This is a genomic window from Streptomyces sp. NRRL F-4489 (assembly GCF_001509485.1).
Taxonomy (GTDB): Bacteria; Actinomycetota; Actinomycetes; order Streptomycetales; family Streptomycetaceae; genus Streptomyces.
The window spans coordinates 62154-80253 of record NZ_LLZI01000057.1 but is presented as its reverse complement, the minus strand read 5'-3'; the positions used below and the strand labels follow the sequence as shown (position 1 = coordinate 80253).

The following is an 18100-nucleotide window of genomic DNA, read 5'->3' as shown; positions in this document are numbered from 1 at the left end:
GCCGTCCGCCGGCGCCGGGTCAGCGGGTGTGGCCGTCGCCGGTGAGGATGTACTTGGTGGACGTCAGCTCCGGCAGGCCCATGGGGCCGCGGGCGTGCAGCTTCTGGGTGGAGATGCCGATCTCGGCGCCGAAACCGAACTGACCGCCGTCGGTGAACCGCGTCGAGGCGTTGACCGCGACGGTGGTGGAATCCACCAACTGGGTGAAGCGGCGGGCGGCGGCCTGGGAGCCGGTGACGATGGCCTCGGTGTGGCCGGAGGACCAGCGGCGGATGTGCGCCACCGCGGCGTCCAGGTCGGGCACCACGGCGGCCGCGATGTCGTACGAAAGATACTCGGCAGCCCAGTCCTCGTCGGTGGCCGGGGCGACCAGGCCGGGGCCGGCCTGCTGCCAGGCGGCATCGCCGTGCACCACGACGCCTGCCTCGGTCAGCGCCTCCAGGGCGCGGGGCAGGAACTTCTCGGCGATGCCGGCGTGCACCAGGACCGTCTCGGCGGCGTTGCAGACGCTGGGGCGCTGGGCCTTGGAGTTGACCAGGATGCCGATCGCCATGTCGAGGTCGGCGGCCTCGTCGACGTAGACGTGGCAGTTGCCGGTGCCGGTCTCGATGACCGGGACGGTGGACTCCTCGACGACGGTGCGGATCAGGGCGGCGCCGCCGCGCGGGATCAGCACGTCGACCAGGCCGCGGGCGCGCATCAGCTCGCGCACCGAGTCCCGGCTCTCACCGGGCACCAGCTGCACCGCGTCGGCCGGCAGCCCGGCGCTCTCCACGGCGCCGCGCAGGACCTCCACCAGGGCGCTGTTGGAGGCGTAGGCGGAGGACGAGCCGCGCAGCAGGACGGCGTTGCCGGACTTCAGGCAGAGGGCGGCGGCGTCGACGGTGACGTTGGGGCGGGCCTCGTAGATGATGCCGACGACGCCGAGCGGGACGCGGACCTGGCGGAGGTCGAGGCCGTTGGGCAGGGTGGAGCCGCGCACCACCTCGCCGACCGGGTCGGGCAGGGCGACGACCTTGCGGACGTCCTCGGCGATGGCGGCGATCCGCTCGGGGGTGAGGGTGAGGCGGTCCACGATCGCCTCGGAGGTGCCGGCGGCCCGGGCCTTGTCCACATCCTTGGCGTTGGCGGCGACCAGGGCGGCGGTCTGCGCGACCAGGGCGTCGGCGATGGCGAGCAGCGCGCCGTCGCGGGCCGTGCGCGGCAGCGGGGCGAGGGCGGCGGCCGCCTCGCGGGCGCGGCGGGCGGTGTCGAGGACGGGCGAGGACTGGGATGCGCTGCTGGTCATGGCCGCAGCCTAACGCCGCGCCGGGCGCCCGCCGCGCCGGATTCCACAGAGCGGGACGGCCGGTCGCACCGGCGGGCGGGGCCTGTGGACGGCGCGCCGGGCCCGGCGGGGTGCGGCGGCCCGCCCGCGTACGAGCCCGGCCCCGGCCCGCCCGCGTACGCCGCCGGGCGGGCCGGGCCCCGACCCGCCCGGCCGGCAGCCGCCCCCTAGGCGGACACCCCCTAGTACGGATGCACCCCCACCGGAGACGCCGGCGGCGGCCCGTAGCCCTCGGCGACGCGCTGGTGGTAGGTCTCCCGGTCGATGACCTCCAGGCCGACGATCTCCCAGGGCGGGAGTTTGGCGGTCGACCGGTGCTCGCCCCACAGCCGGAGCGCGACCGCCGCCGCGTCGTGCAGGTCCCGGGCCTCTTCCCAGTAGCGGATCTCGGCGTGGTCGTTGGCGTAGCGGCTGGTCAGCAGGAACGGATGGTCGTGGGCGAGCTGCTCCAGCGCCCGCCGGACCTCCTTCAGCGGGGCCTCGGCACCGGAGACGCTGAGCGTGACGTGCCACAGCCGGGAGGTCTCCCGGCGCTCGTCCTCCCGGGCCCGCGGTGCCGTCCGGTCCCGCTCCGCCCGCCGGGCGTCCTCCGGGCGGACGGCTCTCGCGGCGGACCCGACGCTGGTCAGTGTGCGCTCCGCCGTCCCTCGGGCCGGAGCCCCTGGGCGCCCTCGTGTCACCGGCGGCCTCCTGTGATGCGAATCGCTCCGCCCCTCGGGGTGCGGAGCCGACTGGTGCGGTCGTCCTTCGGCGTGACGCGCTCGCGCGCTGCGGGCGCCGCTCCCCCGTGGCGCCCGCAACAAAGTTGACCAGTCCGCGGCCGCCCGCGGGGCCGTTTTACCGAAGGTGCCCGGTGAAAGGCTGATGAAGGCCGGTCCCGTACGCCCGCCCCGGCCCCTGCGGGCCGAGCCCCCGCGCCCTACGGGTCAGTGGTCCAGCAGCACCAGGTCGTCGCGGTGCACGACCTCCCGCTCATACGCCGGTCCGAGCTCGCGGGCCAGATCCCGGGTGGAACGACCAATCAATCGGGGGATTTCCCGGGCGTCGAAGTTGACGAGTCCGCGGGCGACCGCGCGGCCGGCCGGGTCCCGCAGCTCCACCGGGTCGCCGGCCGAGAACTCGCCCTCGACGGCGGAGATCCCGGCGGGCAGCAGCGAGGACTTCCGCTCCACGACGGCCCGTACGGCACCGTCGTCCAGGACCAGGGCGCCGCGCGGCGTGGAGGCGTGCGCCAGCCACAGCAGCCGGTCGGCGGAGCGCCGGCCGGTGCGCAGGAAGTGGGTGCCGGTGGGGGCGCCGGCCAGCGCGTCGGCGGCGTGCACGGCGGAGGTCAGCACGACCGGGATGCCGGCCGCGGCGGCGATCCGGGCCGCCTCGACCTTGGTGACCATGCCGCCGGTGCCCACCCCGGACTTGCCCGCGCTCCCGATGGAGACGCCCTCCAGGTCCTGGGGGCCGGAGACCACGGCTATCCGGGACGTGCCGGGGGTGGCCGGGTCGCCGTCGTAGAGGCCGTCCACGTCGGAGAGGAGGATCAGCAGGTCGGCGCGGACCAGGTGGGCGACCAGGGCGGCCAGCCGGTCGTTGTCGCCGAAGCGGATCTCGTCGGTGGCGACGGTGTCGTTCTCGTTGACGATCGGCACCACCCCCATGGCCAGCAGCTGGTCCAGGGTGCGGCAGGCGTTGCGGTAGTGGCCCCGGCGGCTGGTGTCGTCGGCGGTGAGCAGCACCTGGCCGACCCGGCGGCCGTAGCGGGCGAACGAGGCGGTGTAGCGGGCGACCAGCAGGCCCTGGCCGACACTGGCGGCGGCCTGCTGGCGGGCCAGGTCCCGGGGGCGGCGGTCCAGGCCCAGAGGGGCCAGACCGGCGGCGATGGACCCGGAGGAGACCAGCACGATCTCCTTGTCCTGGTGCTTGGCCAGGACGTCCACCAGGGCGTCGACGCGGTCCGCGTCCAGTCCGCCGGCGGCGGTGGTCAGCGAGGAGGAGCCGACCTTCACCACGATCCGGCGCGCGGCCGCCACGCCCTCCCGGCGCGCGCCGCCCCCGGCCGAGGCCCCGTGGTCCGCCGCTCCGTCTTGCCTTGCCCCTGCCACCTGCACAACCCCTGTTGCTCGTGTCCGCGCGTCCCCGCTGCCCGCGGGGCCGCCGATGCGTCCCGTACAGCCGCAATCTACGGCAGCGGCCCCGGCGGCCGCCTCGCCATATCGCCTGGCGGACGCCCCGGTGGACACCGGGGCCGACGGCCGGCCCCCGATAGCCGCGCATGCCCGCCATCCAGGATGCCGAGCGCATGACCGTCATCCAGGACTACCAGCCGAAAAGAACTAAGACGGAAAACGGCACCCGAAGGTTGCGTTCGATTGGTCCGTTTCGCGGCGAAGAGCGCCACAGCAGATTGTCACCAGGGCCAACAAGGTCATACGGTCGGGTGTCCATCGGTCCCGTTTCGCCGCTCCGGCGGCGTCGCAGCGCGGGACCGGGCCGCCGTCCCCGGCCTCCCCCCATGCCCTTTCTGCTGCCAGGAGCCCTCCCCCGTGCTTTCCGCCGGAATCGCCCCCAGACGAGCCGTGCAGCTCGCGGCGCTGATCGCGATGATGGTCGCGTTCACCGCGCAGCTGGTCGGCGCGCTGCTGCCCGTCATTCCGCTGTTCATCGCCGCGTCCGTGGTCAACCTGGGTCTCGACCTGGTCCTCCAGCACCAGCAGCCCGGTCTGCTCTCCCTCCTGGGCCGGATCCGCTTCGATGTGACGGTGCGTCAGCTCTTGCGGGACATGCTGATACTGGTCGGCCTCCTGCACATCGACGGCATCAACCCCCTGGAGGAGCAGGCCCCCCTCACCATCACCCTGCTCGCCTTCTACGGCACCCACTTCGTGTGCCAGGCCGTCGCCGTCCTGGTGCGCCGGTCCCGCGCCCTGCCGTTCGTCACCCGCAACGTCGACGCGACCGCGCTGGGCCTGACCGACGCCCCGCCGCGGCTGCTGTACCGCCAGACCGGGCGGCGGCTGCTGCGCTTCTCGGTGCCCACCACCGCCGGCATGATGATCACCGCGGTGACCGGCAACGCCTTCTGGGGCGGCGCCGGCATCGGCGTGGCCCTGGTGCTCTCCGCCGCCGGCACCCTCTACCTGAGCACCTGGCTGCTGCCCCGCAAACAGGTCATCGGCGAGCAGCGCGCCCTGGAGTGGCTGGACGCCTGGCTGGCCGCCTACCGGCCCACGGTCGGCATGTACTTCTCCGGGGGCTCGGCCTCCGCCTATCAGGCCAACATGTGGCTGGGCACCCTGGCCGGGCTGGACGGCCGGCCGATCATCGTGCTGCGCGAGCGGTTCATGGTGCAGAAGATCGAGGCCACCGACATCCCGATCGTCTGCATCCCCAAGGTCGCCCACCTGATGCGCCTGGAGCACACCACCCTCAAGGTGCTGCTGCACCCGGCGAACTCCGGCAAGACCTCGCAGATCCTGCGGATCCCCTCCATCAAGCACGCCTTCATCAACCACGGCGAGAGCGACAAGCTCTCCTCCTGCAACCCGTACGCCAAGGCGTACGACGAGGTGTGGGTGGCCGGTCCGGCGGCCCGGGACCGCTACCAGCTCGCCGACATCGGCGTGGAGGACAAGGACGTCGTCGAGGTCGGCCGCCCCCAGCTGGCCCCGATCCGCCCCTACGAGGGCGCGCCCCTCGGCCCGTACACCACGGTGCTCTACGCGCCGACCTGGGAGGGCTGGGACGGCAATCCGGGCAACACATCGGTGATCCTGGCCGGCGAGAACATCGTCCGGGCGCTGCTCGCCGACCCCGGGGTGCGGCTGCTCTACAAGCCGCACCCGATGACCGGCTCGGTGGACCCGCGGGCGGGCGCCGCCAACGCCCGGATCCAGGCGATGATCGCCGAGGCCAACGCGCGCCGCGGCGGCCCGCTGCCCGGCCCCGAGGCCGCCGCCGAACTCGCCCGCCGCACCGCCGAACTGGACCGGCTGACCACCGCCGACTTCCGCAAGAGCGCCGACGAGCTGGAGCGGATGCGGCTCCAGAGCACCCCCGAGGCGGGCCGCGCGGCCGCCGTCGAGGCCGCCGTCGCCGCCTGGGAGCGGGCGTACTGGGACTCCTTCCCCGAGTGGGAGCACCAGGTCATCACCGACGCGCGCCCCTCCATCTTCGCCTGCTTCAACGCGGCGGACCTGCTGATCAGCGATGTCTCCAGCGTCGTCTCCGACTACCTGACCAGCGAGAAGCCGTACGCGGTCGCCAACACCTCCGGGCTGGCCGAGGACGACTTCCGGGCGCAGTACCCGACCGTGCGGGCGGCCACCGTCCTCGCGCCGGACGCGGCCGGGGTGCCGGCGCTGCTCGCCGCGGTCCGCGACCCGGCCCGCGACGGGCTGGCCGCGGCCCGCGCCGAGCTGAAGGAGCATCTGCTCGGCCCGTCCGACCCGCCCTCGGCGGTCCGCTTCAACGAGGCCGTGCTGGAGCTGTGCGCCAAGGCCGACGAGCGGCGCCGCCGGATGGAGAGCCGGCTGTCCGGCATCCCCGTCCAGCGGCAGGCCGCCGGCGCCGCCGGGACGGCCCCGCCGGCCACCGGTGGCGCCCCGGACGCCCCCGCCGCCGTCTAGCCCGCAGCGGGCCGCCCACGGCCCCGCACGGGCATGCACAAAGGCCCCGGGAGGAACGCTCCTCCCGGGGCCTTGCTACGTATCGGAACCGGCTCGTACGTGGCGGATCAGCTCGTACGCGTCAGGACGATCCCGTACGCATCAGAACGAGTCCGTACGCATCGGTCCTAGAACGGCGAGAAGCCGTCGTAGTCGCTCTGCGCCTCGTCGCGCTCCGCCTCGCGGTCGCGGCGCCGCTGCGCGGCCGGGCGGGGCGCCTCGAAGCGGTGGTCCTCACCGCGCCGGCCCAGCATCTCCGCGCCGGCCGTCACCGAGGGCTCCCAGTCGAAGACCACCGCGTCGTCCTCGGGGCCGATCGCCACACCGTCCATGGCGCGGGCGCCGGCCTTGAGGAGCGCGTCCTCGACGCCGAGGCGGTTGAGCCGGTCGGCCAGATAGCCGACGGCCTCGTCGTTGTTGAAGTCGGTCTGGCGGACCCAGCGTTCGGGCTTCTCGCCGCGGACGCGGAAGAAGCCGTCGCCCTCCTTGCTGACCGTGAAGCCCGCGTCGTCCACCGCCTTGGGGCGGATCACGATCCGGGTGGCCTCCTGGACGGGCTTGGCCGCGCGCGCCGCGGCGACGATCTCCGCCAGCGCGTACGACAGCTCCTTCAGGCCCTGGCGGGCGACCGCGGAGACCTCGAAGACGCGGTAGCCGCGCGCCTCCAGATCCGGGCGGATCATGTCCGCGAGGTCCTTGCCGTCCGGGATGTCGATCTTGTTGAGGACGACCACCCGCGGCCGGTCGTCGAGCCCGCCGTACTGGGCCAGTTCCTCCTCGATGACGTCGAGGTCGGAGACCGGGTCGCGGTCCGACTCCAGGGTGGCGGTGTCCAGGACGTGGACCAGCACCTCGCAGCGCTCGACGTGCCGCAGGAACTCCAGGCCCAGGCCCTTGCCCTGGCTGGCGCCGGGGATCAGACCGGGCACGTCGGCGATGGTGTAGACCGTCGCGCCGGCCGTGACCACGCCGAGGTTGGGCACCAGGGTGGTGAAGGGGTAGTCGGCGATCTTCGGCTTGGCCGCGGAGAGCACCGAGATCAGCGAGGACTTGCCGGCGCTGGGGTAGCCGACCAGCGCGACGTCCGCGACGGTCTTCAGCTCCAGCACGATGTCCCGGGTCTCGCCGGGCTCGCCGAGCAGCGCGAAGCCGGGGGCCTTGCGGCGGGCCGAGGCCAGCGCGGCGTTGCCGAGGCCGCCGCGGCCGCCCTGGCCCGCGACGAACCGCGTGCCCTGGCCGACCATGTCGGCGAGCACCTCGCCGTTGCCGTCCAGGACGACCGTGCCGTCCGGCACCGGCAGGATCAGGTCCTTGCCGTTCTTGCCCTCGCGGTTGTCGCCCGCGCCGGGCTGGCCGTTGGTGGCCTTGCGGTGCGGGTGGTGGTGGTAGTCGAGGAGGGTGGTGACGTCCTGGTCGACGACCAGGATCACATCGCCGCCGCGGCCGCCGTTGCCCCCGTCGGGGCCGCCGAGCGGCTTGAACTTCTCCCGGTGGACGGAGGCACAGCCGTGGCCTCCGTTACCCGCGGCGATGTGCAGCTCGACGCGGTCCACGAAGGTGGTCATGGTGGGGTGCCTCCAGATCAGCGGGGTTGTCTGCGTACGGAGCGGAATCGTCCGCTCACGACGGGGCCGCCCGGTGCGGGCGGAATGGTGTCGTCATAACGCGCCAAGGGCGGACCGGTCTTCCCGCTTCCGCGGAAAGAGGCGGTCCGCCCCTGGCGTGCTACGACGTACGTCCGGGCCCTCGTTACTGGGCGGCCGGGACGATGTTCACGACCTTGCGGCCGCGGAAGGTGCCGAACTGCACCGCGCCGGGCTGCAGGGCGAACAGGGTGTCGTCGCCACCGCGACCGACGCCCTTGCCCGGGTGGAAGTGGGTGCCACGCTGGCGGACCAGGATCTCACCGGCGAGCACGGTCTGACCGCCGAAGCGCTTCACACCGAGCCGCTGAGCGTTGGAGTCGCGACCGTTCCGAGTGGACGATGCGCCCTTCTTGTGTGCCATGTCTCCTCAGTCCCTTACTTCGCCGGAGCGTCGATGCCGGTGATCTTCAGCGCCGTGTGGAGCTGGCGGTGGCCGATCCGCTTCTTGTAACCGGTCTTGTTCTTGTACTTCTGGATCCGGATCTTGTCGCCCTTGTGGTGGTCGACGACCTCGGCCTGGACCTTGACGCCGGCCAGGACCCACGGGTCGCTGGTGACCGCGTCGCCGTCGACGACCAGCAGCGTGGAGAGCTCGACGGTGTCGCCGACCTTGCTGGTGGACATGCGGTCAACTTCGATGACGTCGCCAACAGCAACCTTCTGCTGGCGTCCGCCGGTGCGCACGATCGCGTACACGCGGAACTCTCTCTCGCTAGGTTTCGATCCTCTGACGCCAGCCGCTCTCACGGGCTCAGGGACGTCCCGTGGAATCCGGCCCGCACAGCGGCGGGCGGGACGAGCGGCCTCCCTCGGCGGGGCCGAGAGGTGTCTGCTCAGAAGTTGTGGTGCCATTCAGACACCGACGCTCAAGGTTACGGTGCCTTGACCGGGGGGTCAAACCGGCCCCGGGCCGCCGTGGAAGCGGCCCGGGGGCGGGTGCTGCTCGTCAGTCCTCCGCGGACGCCGGCGCCGCGGCCGCGGTCTTCTTGGCCGCCGCCTTCTTCGCCGTCGTCTTCTTCGCGGTGGTCTTCTTGGCCGCGGCCTTCTTGGCGGTGGCGGTGGTCTTCTTCGCCGCCGTCTTCTTGGCCGTGGTCTTCTTCGCCGCGGCCTTCTTGGCCGTGGTCTTCTTGGCGGCCGCCTTCTTCGCGGTCTTCTTGGCCGCGGGCGCCGCCTCGGCGGCCTCCGCGCCCTCGTCCGCACCGGCGGGCGCCTCGGCGGGCTCAGCGGCCTCCGGGGCCTCGGCAGGCGCCTCGGCGGCCGGCTCCGGCGCGGCGGCCGGCAGCACGATCGCGGCGGCCTCCTCGGCGGCGGTGCCCGGCGAACCGGCCGGTGCGGACACCCGGCGCACGGCCCGGCGGCGCGGACGCGGCGGCGCGGCCTCGGCGACCGGAGCGGCCTCCTCGGCGGGCGCGGCGGCCTCGGCGGCCGGCGCGGTCTCCGCGGCCGGCTCCGGAGCCTGCTCCGCCTCGGCCGGCGCGGCGGCCGGCAGCACGATCGCCGCGGCCTCCTCGGCGGCGGCCTTGGGCGCACCCGCCGGCGCCGACACCTTGCGGCTCGCCCGGCGGCGGCCCCGGCCGCGCCCGGCGGCGGCCTCGGCCTCGGCCGGGCTGCTGAACCACTCGTCCGTACCGTCCACCGACGGCTGCAGCTGCGCCTCGGTGACCGCGACCGGCTCCAGCTCCGGCGCCTCCTCGATGGCCGCCTCGACGGCCTCGGCCTCGGCGGGCTGCTCCGGCTGGGCGCCGTTCGCCCCGGCCTTGCCCTTCTTCTTGCGCTTGCCGCCGGCCGCCGGCTGGTCCATGTGGACGATCACGCCGCGGCCGTTGCAGTGCACGCACTGCTCGGAGAACGACTCCAGCAGGCCCTGGCCGACCCGCTTGCGGGTCATCTGGACCAGGCCCAGCGAGGTGACCTCGGCCACCTGGTGCTTGGTGCGGTCCCGGCCCAGGCACTCCAGCAGCCGCCGCAGCACCAGGTCGCGGTTGGACTCCAGGACCATGTCGATGAAGTCGATGACGACGATGCCGCCGAGGTCGCGCAGCCGCAGCTGGCGGACGATCTCCTCGGCCGCCTCGAGGTTGTTCCGGGTGACGGTCTCCTCGAGATTGCCGCCCTGGCCGGTGAACTTGCCGGTGTTGACATCGATCACGACCATCGCCTCGGTCTTGTCGATCACCAGCGAACCGCCGCTGGGCAGCCAGACCTTGCGGTCCAGCGCCTTCATCAGCTGCTCGTCGATCCGGTACGTGGCGAAGACGTCGACCTCGGAGGTCCACCGCTGGAGGCGGTCGACCAGATCCGGCGCGACGTGCGAGACGTAGCCGTGGATGGTCTGCCACGCCTCGTCACCGCTGACGATGACCTTGGAGAAGTCCTCGTTGAAGATGTCCCGGACGACCCGGACGGTCATGTCCGGCTCGCCGTAGAGCAGGCTCGGCGAGCTGGTCGAGGCCGCCTTCGCCTTCTTCTGGATCTCCTCCCACTGCGCCTGGAGCCGCTCGACGTCGCGGCGCAGCTCGTCCTCGCTGGCGCCCTCCGCGGCGGTGCGCACGATGACGCCCGCGTCCTCGGGGACGATCTTCTTGAGGATCTGCTTCAGCCGGGCGCGCTCGGTGTCCGGGAGCTTGCGGCTGATACCGGTCATCGAGCCCTCGGGCACGTAGACGAGGTAGCGGCCGGGCAGCGAGACCTGGCTGGTGAGCCGGGCGCCCTTGTGGCCGATCGGGTCCTTGGTGACCTGGACGAGGACGGACTGGCCGGACTTCAGCGCGGTCTCGATGCGGCGCGGGCCGTTGGCCATGCCCAGCGCCTCGAAGTTGACCTCGCCGGCGTAGAGCACGGCGTTGCGGCCCTTGCCGATGTCGACGAAGGCGGCCTCCATGGACGGCAGGACGTTCTGGACCTTGCCCAGGTAGACGTTGCCGACGTAGCTGGTGGCCTGCTCCTTGTTGACGAAGTGCTCGACGAGGACGTTGTCCTCCAGCACGCCGATCTGGGTGCGCTCGCCGCTCTGGCGGACCACCATGACCCGCTCGACGGCCTCGCGGCGGGCCAGGAACTCCGCCTCGGTGATGATCGGCACCCGGCGGCGGCCCTGCTCGCGGCCCTCGCGGCGGCGCTGCTTCTTGGCCTCCAGGCGCGTCGAGCCCTTGATGGACTGGACCTCGTCGGCGCCGGTGCCCTCGTCCTTCTTGCGGGGCTCGCGGACCTTGACGACGGTGCGCTCGGGGTCGTCGGTCTGCGCGGCCTCGACCTCGGCGGGCTCGCCGCTGCGCCGGCGGCGGCGCCGGCGGCGGCGGCTGCTGCTCGTGCTGCCGGCCTCGCCGGCCTCCGGCTCCTCCTGCTCGGCCTCGGCGCCCTCGGGCTCCTCCTCGGCCTCCTCGGCGGTCTCGGCGTGCTCGCCCTCGCCCTCGGCGGACTCCCCGCGGCGACGGCGGCGGCCACCCCGGCGGCGGCGGCGCGAGGGGCGCTCGCCCTCCTCGCCGGCCACGGCCTCGGCGTGCTCCTCCTCGGCCTCCTCGGGCTCCTCGGCGGGCTCGGGGGACTCGATGACCTCGGGCGCCACCGGCTCGGCGACCACGGCGGCGGGCGCGGCGGCCACCGGCTCGGCCTCGGGGGCCTCGGCGCGGCGGCGGCGCCGGCGGCGGGTGCCCGCGGCGGCCTCCTCCGGCTCCGGCTCGGCCGCGGCCGCCTCCATGCGGGCGGCGGCGTGCGCGGCGGCGGCGCTCTCCGGGGTCTGGAACATCGGCTCGGTGAAGACCGGCGCCTGGAAGACGGCCGTCGGCGGCCGCTGCGCCCGGCGGCGGCCGCGGGCCGGCGCGGGCGCCTCGGCGGCGGGCTCCTCCTCGGCGCGCGCGGCGGGCGCCTCGACCGCGGCGGCCTCGGCGGCCCGCTCGGTACGGCGGCGGGACCGGCGGCGCGGGGCCTCGGCCTCGGCGGGCTGCTCGGCGGCGGGCGCGGGGGTCTCCGCGGGCGCCTCCTCGGCGGCAGCCGGGGCACCGGCCGGAGCGGTGGCCTTACGGGTGGCGCGGCGACGCGTACGGGCCGGACGCGCCTCCTCCTCAACGGGAGCGGCGGCCTCGGCCACGGGCGTCTCGGCGGCGGTCTCCTCCGCCTCCTCCTCGGTCTCCTCGTCCGCCTCCTCGGCGGCGGGCTCCGGGGTCGCGGCCGGGGCGGTCACCTTGCGGGTGGCGCGGCGGCGCGTCCGGGCCGGGCGGGCCTCCTCCTCGGCGGGCGCGGCGGCGGCCGGGGCCTCGGCGGGCTGCTCGGCGGCGGGCGCGGCGGCCTCGGCGGGCGCCTCCTCGGCGGCGGCCGGGGCACCGGCCGGAGCGGTGGCCTTACGGGTGGCACGGCGACGCGTACGCGCCGGACGCGCCTCCTCCTCGGCGGGCGCGGCGGCCTCGGCCTCGGCCACGGGCGCCTCGGCGGGCTCGGGCGCCGCGGTCTCCTCGGCGGCCTCGCCCACGGGGCGCGGCGGTCCGGCGGGCGCGCTCGCCTTACGGGTCGCGCGGCGGCGCGGGCGGGCCGGACGGGCCTCGTCCGCGGCGGCCTCGGCGGCCGGCGCGGGGCTCTCGGCGGCCGGCGCGGGGGCCTGGTCGGCCGCCGGCTGCGCGGCCGCCGGTGCGGCGCCGGTCACGACGGCGGCCTCGGCGGTCTCCGCGGCCACGGGGGCCGGCGGGCCGGCCGGGCGGGACGCGGCGCGGCGCCGGCGGCGCGGCGGCAGGGTGTCGCCGGGCGACGTGCTGGTGGTGTCACCCGCGCGGTCCGCGGACCACGTGGATTCGGTGGGCTCAATGGATTCGAGCATGCGGGCGGTTCTCCCGTCACGCTCCCGGGCGCCGTCGCCTGTTTCCGGCCGCGGTCCGCGCTGGGCGCGGTTCCGCTGTCCGGGGCGCGGGCGCCGCACGGGAGCTGTCGTCTCGCTCGCCGGGCCCGTGGTCGGGCCGGCGAAAGTCTTCTGGTCAGTGCGTTCGCCGGACCGGGGTGGCACCCTGGCTGATCGGCGACGCGCGACGCGTCCTACGCGGTCCCTTCCCCGGAAATCGCCGGGGAGTCCCCACTCGCAGCCTGCGCGGTACTCGCCCCGGCGGCCGTGGATGCAGCGGCCGTGGCAGCGTCGCGATCGGGCGCCAGCGGGTCGGTCACCGCGCCGGTCTCCTCATCGAGCAGCCCCTGCGCCAGCCTGGTCACCGCTGCGGGGACCGGCGGCGCCAGGTCGGCCGTAACCCGGAGGCCGGACAGGACGTCGTCGGGTCGAACGGCAGGTGTCAGATGCCGAACAACCAGCCGCAGTATCGCACAGGCACCGCCGCCGGGCCTATCGCCCGGCGCGGGGGCCGTCGCGGCCCCCTCCGCCGGAAGGGCCTCCAGGCGCGCCACCGCTCCCCGGGCGTCGAAGGTGCGCAGGCCGTTCTTGGTGCGCCGTTCGACCGGCACCTCGGCGGCGGCGAGGAACGCCTGGACGGCGCGCCCGGCCTCCTCGGTGCCGACCCCGTCGAGCCGGAGCTCCCACACCGACGCCTGGAGCCGGTCGGCGAGGCCGCTGGTGCGGGCCTCCACCGCCTCGGTGACGTCGAGGCCGTCCGGCAGGGAGGCGTCGAGCAGGGCGCGGACGGTCTCGGGATCGCGGCGCTCGGTGAGCTGGATCTCCAGATACTCGGCCTCGCTGCCGGTGCCGGTCGGTGCGGCGTTGGCGTACGACACCTTGGGGTGCGGGGTGAAGCCCGCCGAATAGGCCATGGGGACCTCGGCGCGGCGCAGCGCCCGCTCGAAAGCGCGCTGGAAGTCGCGGTGGCTGGTGAACCGGAGGCGGCCGCGCTTGGTGTAGCGCAGTCGGATGCGCTGCACCGCCGGTGCGGGCGGCGGGCCTTCGGGCTGTCGCTTGCCCAGTGTTACGTCTCCTTGGTGTCAGGGCGCGGCTGGTGCCGCCCCGTCCGGACCGCCCCCGCGTCGGCGAGGGCACATCGCGCCCGGACGTCTTTACCTAGAGTACGTGCCACACCGCCGGACAGTTCCCGCCGGGGCACTCCGCCCGCCCGCCGCGCCCCGCCGACCCGCCGCAAACCACGCGGACGAGTGGCCCCGGCGGCGCGCGGCCCGTATGCCGCCCGGCCCGGCTCCGTACGGGTACGGGGCCGGGCCGGGCGGTCGGGCGTGCGGGGTGGTGGGCTACTTGACGACCGTCAGCGGCAGCAGCTTCTTGCCGGTCGGGCCGATCTGGATCTCGGTGCCCATCTGCGGGCAGACGCCGCAGTCGAAGCACGGGGTCCAGCGGCAGTCCTCGACCTCGGTCTCGTCGAGGGCGTCCTGCCAGTCCTCCCAGAGCCAGTCCTTGTCGAGGCCGGAGTCGAGGTGGTCCCAGGGGAGGACTTCCTCGTAGGTGCGCTCGCGGGTGGTGTACCACGCGACGTCCACGCCGAAGGCGGGCAGCGTCTTCTCGGCGGCCTCCATCCAGCGGTCGTACGAGAAGTGCTCGCGCCAGCCGTCGAAGCGGCCGCCGCCGTCGTAGACCGCGCGGATGACCGCGCCGATCCGGCGGTCGCCGCGGGAGAGCAGGCCCTCGACGATGCCGGGCTTGCCGTCGTGGTAGCGGAAGCCGATGGAGCGGCCGTACTTCTTGTCGCCGCGGATCCTGTCGCGGAGCTTGGCCAGGCGGGCGTCGGTCTCCTCGGCGGAGAGCTGCGGCGCCCACTGGAAGGGGGTGTGCGGCTTGGGGACGAAACCGCCGATGGAGACCGTGCAGCGGATGTCGTTGGACTTCGACACCTCGCGGCCCTTGGCGATGACCTTGGTCGCCATGTCGGCGATCTGGAGGACGTCGTCGTCGGTCTCGGTGGGCAGACCGCACATGAAGTAGAGCTTCACCTGGCGCCAGCCGTTGCCGTAGGCGGTGGCGACGGTCCGGATGAGGTCCTCTTCGGAGACCATCTTGTTGATGACCTTGCGGATCCGCTCGCTGCCGCCCTCGGGGGCGAAGGTCAGGCCGGAGCGGCGGCCGTTGCGGGTCAGCTCGTTGGCGAGGTCGATGTTGAAGGCGTCGACGCGGGTCGACGGCAGCGACAGGCCGATCTTGTCTTCCTCGTACCGGTCGGCGAGGCCCTTGGCGATCTCGCCGATCTCGGTGTGGTCCGCGGAGGACAGCGACAGCAGGCCGACCTCCTCGAATCCCGTGGCGGCCAGGCCCTTGTCCACCATCTCGCCGATGCCGGTGATGCTTCGCTCCCGGACGGGACGCGTGATCATGCCGGCCTGGCAGAAGCGGCAGCCGCGGGTGCAGCCACGGAAGATCTCGACCGACATCCGCTCGTGGACGGTCTCGGCCAGGGGGACGAGCGGCTGCTTGGGGTAGGGCCACTCGTCGAGGTCCATGACGGTGTGCTTGGAGACCCGCCACGGGACGCCGGAGCGGTTCGGTACGACGCGCGAGATGCGGCCGTCGGGGAGGTACTCGACGTCGTAGAACTTCGGGACGTAGACGTTGCCGGTCTTGGCCAGGCGGTAGAGGAGTTCGTCGCGGCCGCCGGGGCGGCCCTCCTCCTTCCAGGCGCGGATGATCGCGGTGATGTCCAGGACCGCCTGCTCGCCGTCGCCGATGACCGCGCAGTCGAGGAAGTCGGCGATCGGCTCGGGGTTGAAGGCGGCGTGGCCGCCGGCCAGGACCAGCGGGTGGTCCTCGGTGCGGTCCTTGGCCTCCAGCGGGATGCCGGCCAGGTCGAGCGCGGTGAGCATGTTGGTGTAGCCCAGCTCGGTGGAGAAGCTCAGGCCGAGCACGTCGAACGCGCCGACGGGCCGGTGGCTGTCCACGGTGAACTGCGGCACCTCGTGCTCGCGCATCAGCGCTTCGAGGTCCGGCCAGACGCTGTACGTGCGCTCGGCGAGCACGCCCTCCTGCTCGTTGAGGACCTCGTAGAGGATCATGACGCCCTGGTTGGGCAGCCCGACCTCGTACGCGTCGGGGTACATGAGCGCCCAGCGGACGTCACAGGAATCCCAGTCCTTGACGGTGGAATTCAGCTCTCCGCCGACGTACTGGATCGGCTTCTGCACGTGGGGGAGCAGGGCCTCAAGCTGTGGGAAGACCGATTCGGCAGGCATCTCGACGAACTTTCGTGAGCTGGCAAGGGCGACTCACAAGCGTAACCCGCCCGGCGGCGCCTCCCGCCACGCCGGCGGGGGCCCCGGGGGCGTGGGCTCGGACGGCTCCCCGGGGGCGGCGTCCGGGGCCTGCTCCCCGAGGGCGGCCAGGCGCGTGAACGCCGTCCACCGGGCCGGCAGGGCGCGTTCCAGGTCGGCGGCGCGGGCCTCCTCGCGGCCGTGGAGGAGGCCGAAGGTGAAGCCGCTCTCACCGGCCCGGTGGGCCTCCCCCGCCAGCTCGCGGAGGGCGGCGCGGGCCACCACGCCGTCCTGGTGGTCGCCGAGCAGCTGCTGGAGGTCCCTGGCGCCGGCGGCGGTCTCGCGGGCCGGGCGGCCGAGCGCCGGGGCGGCCGCCTCCGCGGCGTAGCGGGCGCGTTTGGCGGCCTTGCGGGCGCGGTGCAGGGCCGCGTCGCGGGCGGGTCCGGCGGGGGCCGCCAGGGCGGTCTCGACGCGGCGGGCCAGGCGGCGGCAGTCGCGGCGGACGGCCCGGGCGGCGACCGGGGACGCGGGGCGGGCGGCCGGTGCGCGCAGCGGCGGGGCCCGGAGGAGGGCGTGCAGGTCCTCCAGGAGGGCGAGGTAGCGCGGGGCGTCCAGGGCGGCGCGCACCCGGCCGCGGGCGCCCGCGCGGCGCCGGGCCGTCCAGGTGCGCAGCCGGGCCGCCACCGGGCCGATCCGCAGCGCGCGGGGTACGCCGGCCAGCGCGGCGGCGAGCCGGGCGGCCAGCACCTCCTGGTCCCGTCCGGCGCCCAACTCCTCGGCCAGCCAGCGGAGTTCGGCGCTCAGCGGGTCGGTGGCGGCCCGGTCCAGGACGGTGGCGTACGAGCGGAACGCGCTGCGCAGGCGGCGGGTGGCGACCCGCATCCGGTGCACCGCGTCGGGGAGTTCGCGCCGGACCGCCGGGTCCAGCTCGACGAGCGCCCGCACCTGGGCGCGGACGTAGCGGAGGACGAGGTCGCCGGCGGTGGTGCCGGGGGGCTCCTCGGGGTGCGCGGGGTGCCCGGTGCCCCCAGGGGCGGTCCCGGTGACGGCGGTCCCCTCCGGGGTGGCCCCGACCCCCGCGTCCCCGGTTGGCGCGGTCTCCGCCAGGGCGCGCGCCAGTTTGGACGGCGCCGCGGCCGGGCGGGCGCCCGCGCCGGTCAGCAGCCGGTCCACCTCGTCCAGCAGCCCCTGGTCCGCGGCGTCCCCGGCCAGCTCGACCTCGATCTCCCGCCAGCGGGCCCGCCCCACCGCCCCCTCCGGGTGCAGCCGGCGGGCCTCGACGTCGTCCACCGCGACCTCGGCGAGCGACCGGCCCTCCGCGTTCCGCAGGACGCGGACGGTGCGCCGGGTCCGCAGCCGGACCAGCGGGACCAGCGCCGCGCCCCGGGTGCGGGAGCGGACCAGGGCGGTCAGCGCGGGCGGCGGCGCCCCGGAGAGCGGCGCGCGGATCTCGTCGCGCACCGGGCCGGGCGCGCCGGGGAGCGCCACCGGGAGCTTGAGGTGCCAGCCGGCGTCCGGGCCGCCGGTGCGCCGCCGCAGGGTGACACCGTCAGCGGCCAGGCGCTGGTCGGCGGTGTCGTAGTAGACCGCGTCGAGGGTTTCGGGGTCGCGGGCGGTCGCGGTGGCGACGGCGGCGGCGCGGGTCAGGTCGGGCAGCGGGTCGGGGCCGGCGAGGGCGTCCGCCTCGTACTTCCGCTCGATCTCCCGCACGGTGACCGCCATGCCTCGAATCTAGCCAGCCACCAGGGGCCCGACCAGCGGCCGGAACGGGCCCGGCGGCGGTTCCCGCCCTTGGCGGGTGGCACCGCCGACACACGGTGTCTTACGGTGTGTGACAAGCCGTCCACACAGCGTGGCAACCGGCGTTCGACCGACACCGGGAGAAACCGTGCACCCCGAGACCGCAGCCGTCGCCCGGCCCCCGCTCCGCGCCGGGGCGGGCGCCCGCCCCTATCTGCTGACGGCGCCGAGCCGGCCCACCGCCCCGAAGACCGCCCGGGACTTCGTGGCGGCGGTGCTGCGCCGCGGCCCGCTCGCCCCGCTGCGGGAGACCGCCGTCCTGCTCACCTCCGAGGCGGTGACCCGGGCTCATCTGCGCACGCCGCCGTCCGCGGACATCCTGCTGCGGGTGCTGACCGGCCCCGGCGGCCTGCGGATCAGCGTGCACGACGAGGGGGCGGGGGCGGTCCCCGGGATGCGGACGCCCGGCGGAGAGGCCCAGGCCGCCCCGCCGGACCGCGATCCGGCGCACGGCCTGCTGCTGATCAGCCGGCTCGCCGACGACTGGGGCACGACCCCGTTCGAGGGCCCGCCGCACACCACGTCGCTGTGGTTCGAGCTGCGCACCGGCGGCTGAC

12 protein-coding genes are annotated in these 18100 nt (G+C 74.9%); 2 read left to right on the top strand and 10 right to left on the bottom strand.

Translation table 11 applies throughout. The features are described from left to right. Window positions 1-19 precede the first annotated feature (19 nt). The 3 genes from ADL22_RS07345 to proB form a co-directional block, all read right to left on the bottom strand. Window positions 20-1288 (bottom strand): glutamate-5-semialdehyde dehydrogenase, encoded by a 1269-nt coding sequence (locus ADL22_RS07345; protein ID WP_066974923.1) that lies wholly within the window; start codon window positions 1286-1288, stop codon window positions 20-22. A 221-nt stretch (window positions 1289-1509) separates the two neighbouring features. After that, a complete protein-coding gene (locus ADL22_RS07340) occupies window positions 1510-2007 on the bottom strand; it encodes a hypothetical protein (RefSeq protein ID WP_066974921.1) in 498 nt (165 codons plus the stop codon). A gap of 246 nt (window positions 2008-2253) precedes the next feature. Continuing rightward, complete coding sequence (proB, locus tag ADL22_RS07335) at window positions 2254-3351, bottom strand: glutamate 5-kinase (RefSeq protein WP_066974919.1); 1098 nt, start codon at window positions 3349-3351, stop codon at window positions 2254-2256. 513 nt (window positions 3352-3864) lie between these two features. Between proB and ADL22_RS07330 the strand changes: the two genes are divergently transcribed. Continuing rightward, the gene (locus ADL22_RS07330) at window positions 3865-5946 is read left to right on the top strand and encodes a hypothetical protein (RefSeq protein ID WP_066974917.1); all 2082 of its coding nucleotides are present in this window, start codon (window positions 3865-3867) and stop codon (window positions 5944-5946) included. 167 nt (window positions 5947-6113) lie between these two features. Here the strand turns inward: ADL22_RS07330 and obgE are convergent, their stop codons facing one another. The 7 genes from obgE to ADL22_RS07295 all read right to left on the bottom strand — a co-directional run bounded on the left by obgE (window position 6114) and on the right by ADL22_RS07295 (window position 17465). Then, entirely contained in the window at window positions 6114-7550 is a 1437-nt protein-coding gene (gene obgE, locus ADL22_RS07325; protein ID WP_066974915.1) for a GTPase ObgE, read from the bottom strand. A gap of 184 nt (window positions 7551-7734) precedes the next feature. Beyond that, window positions 7735-7992, bottom strand: a complete 258-nt coding sequence (gene rpmA / locus ADL22_RS07320) for a 50S ribosomal protein L27 (RefSeq protein WP_066974913.1) — start codon at window positions 7990-7992, stop codon at window positions 7735-7737. A 14-nt stretch (window positions 7993-8006) separates the two neighbouring features. Further along, window positions 8007-8327, bottom strand: a complete 321-nt coding sequence (gene rplU, locus ADL22_RS07315) for a 50S ribosomal protein L21 (RefSeq protein ID WP_039636442.1) — start codon at window positions 8325-8327, stop codon at window positions 8007-8009. Window positions 8328-8577: 250 nt separating this feature from the next. Beyond that, a complete protein-coding gene (locus ADL22_RS07310; protein WP_066974911.1) occupies window positions 8578-12438 on the bottom strand; it encodes an Rne/Rng family ribonuclease in 3861 nt (1286 codons plus the stop codon). A gap of 212 nt (window positions 12439-12650) precedes the next feature. Further along, window positions 12651-13478 (bottom strand): TIGR03936 family radical SAM-associated protein, encoded by an 828-nt coding sequence (locus tag ADL22_RS07305; RefSeq protein ID WP_066974909.1) that lies wholly within the window; start codon window positions 13476-13478, stop codon window positions 12651-12653. A 321-nt stretch (window positions 13479-13799) separates the two neighbouring features. Further along, a complete protein-coding gene (locus tag ADL22_RS07300; protein ID WP_066974907.1) occupies window positions 13800-15725 on the bottom strand; it encodes a TIGR03960 family B12-binding radical SAM protein in 1926 nt (641 codons plus the stop codon). Between the two features lie 33 nt (window positions 15726-15758). Next, on the bottom strand, window positions 15759-17465 hold the full coding sequence (locus ADL22_RS07295) for a CYTH and CHAD domain-containing protein (protein ID WP_079063905.1): 1707 nt from the start codon (window positions 17463-17465) through the stop codon (window positions 15759-15761). Window positions 17466-17631: 166 nt separating this feature from the next. On the opposite strand from ADL22_RS07295, the gene ADL22_RS07290 reads away from it, so the two are divergent. Then, window positions 17632-18099 (top strand): ATP-binding protein, encoded by a 468-nt coding sequence (locus ADL22_RS07290; protein WP_066974905.1) that lies wholly within the window; start codon window positions 17632-17634, stop codon window positions 18097-18099. Window position 18100: the final 1 nt, after the last annotated feature.

Coding starts and splice junctions, on each gene's coding strand:
- ADL22_RS07345 (WP_066974923.1), bottom strand. CDS start 1,288: ATGACCAGCAGCGCATCCCAGTCCTCGCCCGTCCTCGACACCGCCCGC.
- obgE (WP_066974915.1), bottom strand. CDS start 7,550: ATGACCACCTTCGTGGACCGCGTCGAGCTGCACATCGCCGCGGGTAAC.
- rpmA (WP_066974913.1), bottom strand. CDS start 7,992: ATGGCACACAAGAAGGGCGCATCGTCCACTCGGAACGGTCGCGACTCC.
- ADL22_RS07310 (WP_066974911.1), bottom strand. CDS start 12,438: ATGCTCGAATCCATTGAGCCCACCGAATCCACGTGGTCCGCGGACCGC.
- ADL22_RS07300 (WP_066974907.1), bottom strand. CDS start 15,725: ATGCCTGCCGAATCGGTCTTCCCACAGCTTGAGGCCCTGCTCCCCCAC.
- ADL22_RS07295 (WP_079063905.1), bottom strand. CDS start 17,465: ATGGCGGTCACCGTGCGGGAGATCGAGCGGAAGTACGAGGCGGACGCC.